General features: G+C 71.9%; 11 protein-coding genes, 1 tRNA gene and 1 other RNA gene. 5 read left to right on the forward strand and 8 right to left on the reverse strand.

Annotated features, from left to right (window positions below; all coding sequences use genetic code 11):
- Together ACFV04_RS41715 and ffs are read right to left on the reverse strand one after the other, a co-directional pair.
- Window positions 1–1364, reverse strand: a 1364-nt coding sequence (locus tag ACFV04_RS41715; RefSeq protein WP_380536329.1) for a DNA polymerase III subunit gamma and tau, incomplete at its 3' end; no start/stop codon positions are given.
- 79 nt (window positions 1365–1443) lie between these two features.
- Window positions 1444–1540: signal recognition particle sRNA small type (gene ffs / locus ACFV04_RS41720), an RNA gene on the reverse strand.
- Between the two features lie 107 nt (window positions 1541–1647).
- On the opposite strand from ffs, the gene ACFV04_RS41725 reads away from it, so the two are divergent.
- Window positions 1648–1732: transfer RNA gene (locus ACFV04_RS41725), tRNA-Ser, on the forward strand.
- 72 nt (window positions 1733–1804) lie between these two features.
- Here the strand turns inward: ACFV04_RS41725 and ACFV04_RS41730 are convergent.
- Window positions 1805–2182 carry a MerR family transcriptional regulator gene (locus ACFV04_RS41730; RefSeq protein ID WP_380337194.1) on the reverse strand — a complete coding sequence of 126 codons (378 nt, stop codon included), beginning with the start codon at window positions 2180–2182 and terminating at the stop codon, window positions 1805–1807.
- A gap of 147 nt (window positions 2183–2329) precedes the next feature.
- Between ACFV04_RS41730 and ACFV04_RS41735 the strand changes: the two genes are divergently transcribed.
- Both ACFV04_RS41735 and ACFV04_RS41740 read left to right on the forward strand, forming a co-directional pair.
- Window positions 2330–2995, forward strand: coding sequence for a class II aldolase/adducin family protein (locus ACFV04_RS41735; protein ID WP_380336739.1), 666 nt, complete (start codon window positions 2330–2332; stop codon window positions 2993–2995).
- Window positions 2992–3396, forward strand: coding sequence for a carboxymuconolactone decarboxylase family protein (locus tag ACFV04_RS41740; RefSeq protein WP_380536331.1), 405 nt, complete (start codon window positions 2992–2994; stop codon window positions 3394–3396). Before ACFV04_RS41735 ends, ACFV04_RS41740 begins: the two co-directional genes overlap by 4 nt.
- Window positions 3397–3960: 564 nt before the next feature.
- On the opposite strand, the gene ACFV04_RS41745 is transcribed toward ACFV04_RS41740, so the two are convergent.
- The 5 genes from ACFV04_RS41745 to ACFV04_RS41765 form a co-directional block, all read right to left on the reverse strand.
- The gene (locus ACFV04_RS41745; protein ID WP_380336747.1) at window positions 3961–4212 is read right to left on the reverse strand and encodes a hypothetical protein; all 252 of its coding nucleotides are present in this window, start codon (window positions 4210–4212) and stop codon (window positions 3961–3963) included.
- A 141-nt stretch (window positions 4213–4353) separates the two neighbouring features.
- Entirely contained in the window at window positions 4354–4602 is a 249-nt protein-coding gene (locus tag ACFV04_RS41750) for a hypothetical protein (RefSeq protein ID WP_380336749.1), read from the reverse strand.
- 58 nt (window positions 4603–4660) lie between these two features.
- Window positions 4661–5152 (reverse strand): DUF5994 family protein, encoded by a 492-nt coding sequence (locus ACFV04_RS41755; RefSeq protein WP_380536339.1) that lies wholly within the window; start codon window positions 5150–5152, stop codon window positions 4661–4663.
- Window positions 5153–5316: 164 nt separating this feature from the next.
- A complete protein-coding gene (locus ACFV04_RS41760) occupies window positions 5317–6522 on the reverse strand; it encodes a PP2C family protein-serine/threonine phosphatase (RefSeq protein WP_380536334.1) in 1206 nt (401 codons plus the stop codon).
- 517 nt (window positions 6523–7039) lie between these two features.
- Complete coding sequence (locus tag ACFV04_RS41765; protein WP_380336757.1) at window positions 7040–7471, reverse strand: winged helix-turn-helix transcriptional regulator; 432 nt, start codon at window positions 7469–7471, stop codon at window positions 7040–7042.
- A 95-nt stretch (window positions 7472–7566) separates the two neighbouring features.
- Between ACFV04_RS41765 and ACFV04_RS41770 the strand changes: the two genes are divergently transcribed.
- Together ACFV04_RS41770 and ACFV04_RS41775 are read left to right on the forward strand one after the other, a co-directional pair.
- The gene (locus ACFV04_RS41770) at window positions 7567–7917 is read left to right on the forward strand and encodes a DoxX family protein (protein ID WP_380336759.1); all 351 of its coding nucleotides are present in this window, start codon (window positions 7567–7569) and stop codon (window positions 7915–7917) included.
- A 311-nt stretch (window positions 7918–8228) separates the two neighbouring features.
- On the forward strand, window positions 8229–10667 hold the full coding sequence (locus ACFV04_RS41775; protein ID WP_380536336.1) for a helicase C-terminal domain-containing protein: 2439 nt from the start codon (window positions 8229–8231) through the stop codon (window positions 10665–10667).
- Window positions 10668–10895 lie beyond the last annotated feature (228 nt).

The following is a 10895-nucleotide window of genomic DNA, read 5'->3' on the forward strand; positions in this document are numbered from 1 at the left end:
GGCCCGGCGGGCGCGGCCGGAGGCGGCGGAGCCTGCACGGGCGCGGCCTGCACCGGAGCCGCGACCTGCGCCTCCGGTGCCGGCACGGCCACGGGCGGCGCGGCCACGGGCTCGGCCACCGACACCGGCACGGCCGCCGGAACGCCCACGGGGGCCGTCCCCGGCACCGTTCCCGGCACCATCGCCGGCGTGGCGAACCCGCCCGCCGCCGCCCGCCGCTCCAGCTTGTCCAGCCGCGCCTGCAGCGACAGCTCGTCGCTGTACGCGCCGGGCAGCATCACCCGGGCGCAGATCAGCTCCAGCTGCAGCCGGGGCGCGGCGTTGCCGCGCATCTCGGTCAGCCCGGTGTTGACGATGTCCGCGGCCCGGCTCAGCTCGGCCGCGCCGAACGCGTCCGCCTGCGCCTGCATCACCGCGATCCGGTCCGCGGGGGCGTCGATCAGCCCCTTCTCCCCGGCGTCCGGCACGGTGGCCAGGATCACCAGGTCGCGCAGCCGCTCCAGCAGGTCGGCGACGAAGCGGCGCGGGTCGTGCCCGCCCTCGACCACCCGGTCGATCACCTGGAACACCGTCGCCCCGTCGTGCGCGGCGAAGGCGTCCACCACCTCGTCCAGCAGCGCGGAGTCGGTGTACCCGAGCAGCGAGGTCGCCATCTGGTAGGTCACGCCGCCCTCGCCGGCGCCGGCCAGCAGCTGGTCCATGACCGACATCGAGTCACGCACCGAGCCCGCCCCGGCCCGGACCACCAGCGGGAACACCGGGTCCTCGACCTGGATGGCCTCGCGGCCGCAGACGTCCGCCAGGTAGTCGCGCAGCGTGCCGGGCGGGACCAGCCGGAACGGGTAGTGGTGCGTCCGGGACCGGATCGTCCCGATCACCTTCTCCGGCTCGGTGGTCGCGAAGATGAACTTGAGGTGCTCCGGCGGCTCCTCCACCACCTTGAGCAGCGCGTTGAAGCCGGCCGAGGTCACCATGTGCGCCTCGTCCAGGATGAAGATCTTGTACCGGCTGTGCACCGGCGCGAAGAAGGCCCGCTCGCGCAGCTCGCGCGCGTCGTCCACACCACCGTGCGAGGCGGCGTCGATCTCGATCACGTCGATCGAGCCGGGCCCGCCGGTCGCCAGGTCACGGCAGGACTGGCACTCCCCGCAGGGCGTGGGCGTCGGCCCCTGCTCGCAGTTCAGGCAGCGGGCCAGGATGCGCGCGCTCGTCGTCTTGCCACAGCCGCGCGGCCCGCTGAACAGGTACGCGTGGTTGACCCGGTTGTTACGCAGGGCCTGCTGGAGCGGAGCGGTCACGTGCTCCTGCCCGATGACCTCCGCGAAGGTCTCGGGGCGGTAGCGGCGGTACAGGGCTAGGGACACACCACCGACGATATCGGGACGGGCCGACAAACGCGTCGCCCCTCACTCCCCCACGCCCGCCCAAGGGCCCCCGGGGGAACGCAAAGACCCCTCGTGCACCCGCCAGAGCTCTCTTACCCTTGCTGCCTTCCGGCCCTGGGGGGGTTCAGAGAGATGACGCCGCACGAGGGGCTGACCCCCACAGTACCGGATCCCGGCCCCGACGATCCACAGGCCACCCCGACCCCGGGCCTGCGGGATAGGTGGTCGCGACCACCCCGAAACATGTACTAAGCTCTCCCACGGAGGATTCGCCTAGAGGCCTAGGGCGCACGCTTGGAAAGCGTGTTGGGAGCAATCCCTCACGAGTTCGAATCTCGTATCCTCCGCCTTTGATCGAAGGCCCGGACCGCTGTGAAGCGGTCCGGGCCTTCGTCGTCCCGTGGTCGCGGTCTCTGCCGTCAGCTGGACCGACTCCACGTCGCCATCTGTTCCCGGAAGGTCGGGCAGCTGACGATGTCCGTCTTGCTGCACTGGAGGGCATGGGTCAGGAGCTGGTGGGCGTGGTCGAGATCGACCATGCGCTGCTCGATCTCGGCGACCTTGGCGCGGATCATCGCCTGCCTGCGCGGCTGGTCCTGCTGGAACTCCCTGACCTCGGCCAGGCTCAGCCCGGCTTGCTGGAACTTGCGCAACAGCACGATCCGCTCCGCGGCCTGCGGCGGATAGCGCCGCTGCCCACTCTGCCGTTCGGGCGGAGGCAGCAGGCCGTGGCGTTCCCAGAACCGGATGGCCGACGCGGGAACGTCGGTGATCTCGGCGAGCTGACCGATCGTCATGCGCACGCTTCGCCCCTCCCCTTGCTCTCGTCATCTCGTCGTACCGGCCCGACGCTTGACTTGAACCTTAGTTCAAGTCGCAGAGTGGCCGGCACGTGCAGCAGCGGCGAACCGGCCGCCGCCGACAGAGAATTGGGAGATGAAGAGATGACAGACGCACCTGAAGTGACGAGCCGGGCCCACCAGCTCGTCGAGGCTGCCCGGCAGCTCTTCGTGGCGGGGGTGATGTCGCACTCCGGACACGCCAACCTGAGCGTCAGGCTCGACGCCGACCGCTTCCTGCTGACCCCGGGATTCGTCCGCGACCTGGAACCCCACCAGCTGGCGACCGTCGGTCTCGACGGGCAGGTCCTGGAAGGAGAACTGCGCTCCGTCAGCGTCGAGATCATCGCCATGCACAGCGTCGTCTACCGCGCCCGCCCGCACGTGGGCGCGATCATCCACACCCACTCACCCGCCGCGACGGCCTTCGCGGTGGCCCACCGGCCGCTGCCGTGCCGCACCGAACCGATGCTCCGCTTCGGACAGCCCGAGGACGTACCGGTGGTGCCCTGGGGGCCGCGCGGGTCGGACGTGTCGGTCCGGGGCATCGCCGACGTCCTGGAACGACGCCCGACGACGGCCGCGGTCCTCCTGGCCAACCACGGGCTGCTGGTGTTCGGCGCGGACGCGGCGGCTGCCGGCCACCTCGTGGTGGCGATCGAGGAAAGCGCCGAGGCCGAGATCGCCGCCGCGGCGATCGGCGGGGCCGTGGACTTCCCCGAGGGCGCTCTGGAGGCCGTCCGGGCCTCGATAGCACGGGTCTCGTCATGACCGACCACACCTTCGTCGAGCGTTCCGAAGCCCTGCGGGACCGCTACCGCACGACGCTCGGAGCCGTCCCGGGCGCGGTGGAGGACCGTCTGCGGGTGGCCCAGGCCTTCGGCCGGCTCCCCACGGAGGAGGCGTTCACGGCCCTGCGCCACATCGTGCTGGCCGACAGCCCACTCGGTGGTCGAGTGCAGCAGTTGGTCCACTTCGGGCAGCTGCTGGCTCTCGGTCGGGCGGAACCGGCCCGGATCCACGCCCGGGGAGCACTCCACGCGGGCGCCGGCATCGCCGACCTCATCGGAGTCGCCGAGACCGCGCTCATCACCTCGGGCACGCCGGCCTACGCGCTCGGCATCGAGATCATCGTCGAACTCCTGCAGGACGACGACGGCCGGGCCGACTGACCACCGAACAGGTGACGCAGGGCGCGCGAAGTCGCTGTCCTCTGCCCGGGGCTGGTCGAGCAACGGGCCCCACGACTCCTCCCGGCCGAAGGCGCGGCGGATGGCGCAGCTCGCCCGGAGTCTGCTGATGGACCCGGGAGAGCCCGGTCTTCGAGGCCACCAGCGCCCCGGGCACCTGTTTCGGCGCATGGCCCGGCCCGGCCCTGGTCTCAGTTCTGGTCTCGTTCACCCCCGTCCGGCTGGGTTCGGCCGCTGCCCAACGGTTCGCTTCCCCGCAGGTCAGAACACGTACGGACGCTGGCGGACAGGGTTCGGGAGAATTGGAAAGCGTATTGGGAGCAATCCCTCACGAGTTCGAATCTCGTATCCTCCGCCTCTGCCAGCCATGGCAGCACGAAGGCCCCGACCGGTTCGCCGGTCGGGGCCTTCGTCGTTCTCCGGTCCGCCGTCGTCCGGGCAGGCGGCCGTACCGGGGCCGACCGATGATGGAGATCCGGGGGCCCGCGACGTTCGAGGGCGGCGTATGGCTGTAGGGCATGTCCCTACGGCCGCGGGCCGGGTGTGTCACTCGCGTGACCATTCGGCCTCGGCCAGGGGCCGGCCGGCGATGTCGGCCCCGTCCCAGAGAAGGATCCTGATCGCCCGGGGTCCGGGCACGGGCCGGGAGAGCGTGCGTACGAACACCTCCCGCAGGTGGTTGGCCGCCTGCTGGGGCGGCCCGTCGTACTCCAGCGGGTCCTGTGGGGGAGCCCCGTCCTGCCGGGACCACCGGCCGTCGTCGTCCTGTGTCTCCAGAACCCATCGGTAGTGCCGCATCCTGGCCTCCCGTGCCGACGATCCCGCCCCCGGACACGACTGTATGGGCGGGGCCGATCGACAGCGACCGGTGATCCGCCCGCCCACCGCAGAGCAGTCGGCCGCCGTCGGGGCGCGCGGTTCCCCCGGAACGGATCGTCGTCAGTACTCGGAGCCGCTTCGCAGGTAGGTGCCCGCGACCTGGAGCCATGCCCCGGGGCTGAAGCACGCCTCGATCCGGTGCGGCGTGTCCTCGAAGACCCGCAGGATGCGCAGCGCGCCGCTGGCGTGCAGGTCGTACTCGAAGGTGACGCCGTCGTCCGCGCCGTCCTCGTACTGCAGGTCCAGCGGCCCCTTCGAGGGTTCCGCCGGCGCCCGGGCGTCGGCCGAGAGTTTCACGTAGACGGACATCTCTCCGTCCCGCCTTTCCTGTCTGCCCGAGGAGCCCGGCAACGAGGCCGTCCGTCCCTCAGGACGCTTCGCCCGGTACCTCGGAGCCGATGCCGGTGGCGACGAGGATCTGCCGTGCCGAGTCGCTTCCGTCGGCCTCGACCGCACGTGCCATCGCGGCCAGGGCCGCCTCCCGGCTCGCCTGCGGGGGGACGACGAGCAGACTGAAATGATCGCGGTCGCCCCGCGTGACGATCACCGTGTCGTCACCGACCGGGTACCGGTCGATGTGCACCGACCGGCCGTCGACGACCAGCCGGGCCGGCACGTCGTCCCAGGCTTCGGTGTCCAGCCCGACACTCACCACGGGGCCGAGGTGTTCCGTCAACGCCCTGACCAAACCCGGCAGTTCAGCTTCCACGTCCCGCGAACGCGGCCACCACGCGCCGTCGAGCACACCCTCGCGGGACCGTGTGGTCTCCAGGCGCAACAGGACCGTCCCCGGCTTCGCGGCCTGCCGGAACCGGTCCGGCAGAAGTCCCGGTAGCGCAGCACCCGTTTCGTCCGACATGGCTCGCCGCCCGTCCGTGGACACTCACCAGCCCCACCGAACGAGGGCCGACCGTCGGGGAGCGGCAGCTGGGCCGCCCCGATATCCCCACGGTACTCCGCCCACAGCTCGCCGATCCGGTCTGCCGACCGGCAAGGAGAGTCGGCGCGGGGGTGCCGGCCCGCTCAGCGCCATTCGATCAGGAACAGGGTCGCGTCGTCGCTCGTGCGCCCGCCCCGCTTCTCCTTCAGGACGTTGGAGAGTGCCCGCACCACGGCCCGCACTCCGGCCTGCGAGCGCTCGACCCGGTTGACCCAGTCGATGAGCTGCTCCTCCCCGAACTGCTCCCCGCCGGGCTCGCGCTCCTCGACCAGGCCGTCGGTGAAGCACAGCACCTGGTCCCCGTGCCGCAGCACCCGCTCGCTGATCACCGGCTCCTCGCCGCCGAAACCGACCGGCAGGGTCGTCTCGCTCTCAAGCCGCTCGATGACGACGTGGTCGCGGATCAGCAGCGGCTGAGGATGGCCGGCGTTGACCCACTGCAGGTGGCCGGTCAGGGTGTCCAGGCGCATCATCTGAGCGGTGACGAAGTGGTCCGGCCCGAACTGTTCGGCGATGGCCCGGTCCATGAACGCGTAGATCTCGGCCAGCCCGATGTCGGCGCGCCGGGCGTGCCGGTACGCGCCGATGGCGACGGTCGCCATGGTCGCGGCGTCGAGCCCGTGGCCCATGGCGTCGATCGTGGCCACGTGCAGGAGGTCGTCGTTGAGCGCGTAGTCGAAGCTGTCACCGGCCACCTGGTAGGCGGGTTCGAGGATGCCGGCCACGGCGACCCGCTGGACGGTCATCGACAACGGCGGCAACAACGACCACTGGATCTCGGCCGCCACGCTCATCGGTTCGAGGCGCCGGGCCTGGAAGATCCGGTCGGTGTAGCCGCTCTTGGTGATCAGCAGATCGGCGACCAGGGCGGCGAGGCGCCGCAACAACCGCCGGTCGTCGTCATCGACGGCATCCAGCGTGAGGGCCAGAACCCCCACCTCGTCGCCACCGTCCAGCAACGGCAGGTACACCCGCACCCCGTCGACCTGCGGCTCCTCGACAAGGGCACCGTGCAGGAAGGCCGCACCCGCCGGGGAGCCGTCGATCGGCACCGGCTCCCCGGCCGCCGGCCCCCGCTCCGGCAGCGGCACCAGCACCAGCTGGCCGTAGTCCTGCAGCAGGAGCGCCGAGTCACGACCGCCGAGCCCGCGCACCACGTCGGCGACCAGCGGGGCGATCAGCTGGGGCTGCAGCTCGTGGGCCCGATCGAGCAGCGCGCCCAGCGGACACTCGCCGCGCCCCTCCGACCGGTCCGGCCCCGCTGCGCCGGACGACCGCTCACCGCGCATCCTCGCTCACCGCCGTCCTCCTCCGGTCACGGCACTCGGCACCGGCTCGATCGACCCCGAAACCCCGGTGCCGTTCGCCGGGGCGGGTCCTTCCATTACGCCCGACAGCAGTGCATCGCGCCCCCGGTCGCCCGCCGGTACGCCCACCGGGTCGGGCGGAGCAAAGCCCCATCGTGGTTGCAGTTCTGGTGGCATTCACCTCCGTCCGGCACCGTGCAGTCACCGGCCGGCGGACGCTCCGGCGCAGGTCAGGATGCCTACGGACGCTCCCGGACCACCGGACGAACATGTGGCAAGCGTGCCGGGAGCAATCCCTCACGAGTTCGAATCCCGTATCCTCCGCCGGCCGAAGGCCCGGACTGCATCAGCGGTCCCGGGCCTTCGCCGTCTGCTGGGACGGGCCGGTGGTCCCGGCCTGGAACAGGGCGAACCAGCTCTCCGTCGCGGCGCTGTCGTGACGGGACCGACGCGGCCGGAGCGAACGATCCCGCCGCGAAGCCCCTTCGCAACCTGTTGATCAGAAACGGTTCGGGTTCTCGTCGACAGGAGGGATCCTCACCGGGGTCGCCCGGTCCGCCTCGGTGGTTGTGGCCGCGTCGGCTGCTTCCCGGAAGGCGACGACCGCCTCGCCGTTCTCCCGCGCCCAGGCGGTGAGCAACCTGATCGGCTCCTCCAGGGTTCGCCCCAGATCGGTCAGGCCGTATTCCACCCGCGGCGGCGCCTCGGCATACGCGTGCCGCTCGACGAGCCCGTTGGCCTGGAGCCGGCGCAGCGTCTGGGTCAGTACCTTGCGTGAGATGCCGCCGCTCAGCTCGACCAGCTCGCCGTGGCGCAACGGGCCGTCGGTCAGCGCGAAGAGCGTGACCATGGACCACTTGCTGGCGATGATCTCCATGGCCAGGAGTGCGGGGCAGTCGGCGAGGAAGGCGATCCCGGGTCGCTGGCTCATGCCCCGAAGGTTACCTGGAGGTACCTATCGGCCGCCTATCGTCGTCGAGGTGCGCACGTCCCTTGCTCGTATCTCGCACGATTGAGGTTTCAGCCGTGTTCGTCTCCCTTGCCGTCGTCACTGTGTTCATGTCGGCCGTTCTCCTGGTATCGGCCGGGGCCAAGTCCCTGCGGACGCGGCACATCACCGAGCAGATGTCCGCCCTCGGAGTGCCGCAGGGCATGATGGCTTTCCTGATCGGCGCTCAGATCGCGGGCGCGGCAGGTGCGATCGCCGGACTCTGGTGGGGATCCGTCGGAATCGCCGCCGCGATCGGCCTGACGCTCTATTTCGCCGGGGCGGTCGCCTCCCACCTGCGAGTCGGCGACCGCAAGGGCGCGCCTCCGGCGGTGGTCCTCACCATGGCCTCCATCGCCCTGATCGCACTGCGCGCCGCCACCCTCTGATTCGCCGAGAGCGCCGGGCGGGTCCGACACGGCTGGTCAGAACCGGCACGGACCCCGGCGGACGGCACCGAGGAGAATGGGAAAGCGTGTTGGGAGCAATCCCTCACGAGTTCGAATCTCGTATCCTCCGCCTCCGCCCGCCCGGGCGAACGAAGGCCCCGACCGGTTCACCGGTCGGGGCCTTCTGCGTTCCGTGGTCTCCGGGTGGCCGGCCGGAGCCGGTGCCGGAAGCGATCCACGTCCTCCACGTGGTGCGCCATTCTTGAGTTGCCCGGCCGACGCCGGGACAGGACGGCTCCTTACCCGGCGAGGTGTTCCCCATCAGCAAGAAGAGCGGATCGACTCTGGCCACGTGGCTGCGCGGTCTCGGCGCACCCGAGTTGGAACGGGTCCTGGCGGCGCGCCCGGATGCGGTGTCGGCCCCGGAGCCGCGGTCGATCGGTGAACTGGCGGACCGCCTTCAGCGCCCGGCGTCGGTGGCGCTGGCGCTGCCCCGGCTCGTGCTGCCGTACCTGCAGGTGGCGGAGGCGCTCGCCGCGCTCACGCCGACTTCGCGGGACGTCCTGGCCGGTCTCCTGGACGCGGCGGACGGGGAGCGCACTCACGACCTGGACGCGGTTCTGGAGGCGCTGGCCGATCGCGCTCTGGTGTGGCCGGACGGCAACGGGCTGCTGCGCATGGCGGCACCGCTGCGACAGGCGTGGGAGTCGCCCCTGGGATTGGACGCGTCGCTGGCGCAGCTCCTGGCGAACACCGCCTCCGCCGAACTGGGCCGCATGCTGGCGGCCCTCGGCATCAAGCCGACCGGCAACAACAAGCAGAACCGGCTGGCGGCGCTGATCGATCATCACAGCGATCCGGACCGGGTCGCCGCGCTGGTGGCCAAGGCTCCCGCCGCCGCCCGGAAGCTCCTTGAGCGGCAGGCGGTTCGGGCGCCGGAGCGATCACGCTTCATCCTGTTCGGCGCGCCGTCGTCCGACTCCGGGCCGGGCGAACGATGGGCGCTGGAACGCGGGCTGCTGATCCAGGACCGGCACCGGCACGGTCCGGCCCGCATGCCCGCAGAGGTGGCGCTCGCGCTGCGCGGCCCCGACTGGCACGCTCCGTTCACGCCGGTCCCGCCCGTCCTGCGATCGGTGTCCGTCACCGCTTCGGAGGTCGAGCGGGAGGCAGCAGCGGCCGCGATGGCGTTCGCCGCCCATGCCGCCTCCGTCCTCAGGGTGTGCGCCGCCACTCCCCCGGCTCGGCTGAAGGCCGGCGGGATCGGCTCCCGCGAACTGTCCCGGATCGGCAAGGCGGCGCAGTGCGACGAGATCGTGGTGCGCCTCGTACTGGAGGCGGCGAGCGCGGCCGGACTGCTGGCCCGGGACGGCGAGCGGGTCGCGGCGACCGCCGCCTATGACACCTGGGCCGAAGAGGAGCCGGCCGACCGACTCGCCGTGCTGCTCCGGTCGTGGTGGACACTGGCGCTGACCCCCGGCGGAAGCCGCGACGAGGACGGGAAGGCACTGCCGGCCCTCACCGGGGCACCGCCCTGCGGAGGCTGCGTCCAGGCCCGGCACGGGCTGCTCGCGGTGGCGGCGCAGCTCCCGGCGGGCGAAGGCTCAGCGGACCTCGCCGACCTGGGGATGTCGATCGTGTGGCACCGTCCGCTGGTCGACCAACTCGCCCAGGACGCCACACCGTTCGCCACCCTGATCCAGGAGGCGGAGGTGCTCGGCGCACTCGCCCTCGGAGCCCTGTCCCCGATCGGGGCCGCCCTGTTCGCCGATGACGCCCGGGCGCTGGTGGACGCCTGTCGACGCCTGCTGCCCGCCGCCAGCGGGACCGCCCGGTTCGGCAGCGATCTCACAGCCGTGGTCGCCGGCACGCCGTCGGCGGCCCTGGTCACGCTGCTGGATTCCGTCGCCGACCGGGAGACCGCCGGTGCCGCGTCCGTCTGGCGGTTCAGCCCGGGAAGCGTCCGCCGTGCCCTCGACGCGGGCCTCACCCCCGATGTCATCACGGCCGACCTGGCCGCTGTCGCCGTCGAACCGCTCCCCCAGCCGCTCTCGTACCTGATCCACGACGCCGCGCGCAGCCACGGCCGGGTGCGCGTCGTCTCCGCGGCCTGCGTGATCCACGGTGAGGAGCCCGCCCTCCTGACCGAACTGGCCGCCCACCGCAAGCTCACCCAGCTCGGCCTGCGGCAACTGGCACCGACGGTGTTGATCAGCCGGACCCCGCCGGACAGGACGCTCGCGGCACTGCGGTCCGCGGGCTACGCCCCCGTCGCCGAGGCGCCCGACGGGTCCGTCCGCATCGAGCGCGCCCAGCGTCCCCGCGTGGCGAGCCCGGTCCCGGCCCCGCGCCCGCCCGGCGGCCCGGCCCGGCCGCGGCAGACGGAGGCCCGTGCAGCCGACGCCCGGACGGCCGTCGACCTGAGCTCCCTCGCCGCCCGACTGCTGACTGCCCCGCAGGACGTCCCGGAGCCCGATCCCTGGGACGGACGCCCCTACGACAGCGACACCGAGGAGATCATCGCCGGGCACGCGCGCAACCTGTCCTTCACCGACGTCCGCCAGCTGGCCCACGCCGTCAACGAAGGCCGGACGATCACGATCGAGTACGTCGCCACCTCGGGCAGCGCGACCGTCCGCACCCTCAGCCGACTCGAACTGGACGCGCCCTACCTCCACGCCTGGTGCCATCTGCGGGACGACGAACGCGTGTTCACCATCTCCCGCATCCACGGCGTGATGCCCGCGTAGCGCCCGAGGGCCACCGGTCTCGGTTCCGGTCTCGTTCACCCCGGCCCAACAGGGTTCGAAGACCAGCGACACAAGCGGCTCGGAACAGGCTCGGAACGGGCTCGGAACGGGCTCGAACCCCGGCGGACACCCTTCGTGGGAGTCGGAAAGCGTGTTGGGAGCCTCCCTCACGAGTTCGAATCTCGTAGCCTCCACCTCCGCCCGCCTGGGAAAACGACGGCCCCGACC

Source organism: Kitasatospora sp. NPDC059599 (assembly GCF_042735125.1).
In the GTDB taxonomy this organism is placed as follows: Bacteria; Actinomycetota; Actinomycetes; order Streptomycetales; family Streptomycetaceae; genus Kitasatospora.

Excerpts from the sequence above, each read along its gene's own strand:
- ACFV04_RS41730 (WP_380337194.1), bottom strand. The coding sequence starts at position 2,182 with ATGACGATCGGTCAGCTCGCCGAGATCACCGACGTTCCCGCGTCGGCC.
- ACFV04_RS41735 (WP_380336739.1), top strand. The coding sequence starts at position 2,330 with ATGACAGACGCACCTGAAGTGACGAGCCGGGCCCACCAGCTCGTCGAG.
- ACFV04_RS41740 (WP_380536331.1), top strand. The coding sequence starts at position 2,992 with ATGACCGACCACACCTTCGTCGAGCGTTCCGAAGCCCTGCGGGACCGC.
- ACFV04_RS41745 (WP_380336747.1), bottom strand. The coding sequence starts at position 4,212 with ATGCGGCACTACCGATGGGTTCTGGAGACACAGGACGACGACGGCCGG.
- ACFV04_RS41750 (WP_380336749.1), bottom strand. The coding sequence starts at position 4,602 with ATGTCCGTCTACGTGAAACTCTCGGCCGACGCCCGGGCGCCGGCGGAA.
- ACFV04_RS41755 (WP_380536339.1), bottom strand. The coding sequence starts at position 5,152 with ATGTCGGACGAAACGGGTGCTGCGCTACCGGGACTTCTGCCGGACCGG.
- ACFV04_RS41760 (WP_380536334.1), bottom strand. The coding sequence starts at position 6,522 with ATGCGCGGTGAGCGGTCGTCCGGCGCAGCGGGGCCGGACCGGTCGGAG.
- ACFV04_RS41765 (WP_380336757.1), bottom strand. The coding sequence starts at position 7,471 with ATGAGCCAGCGACCCGGGATCGCCTTCCTCGCCGACTGCCCCGCACTC.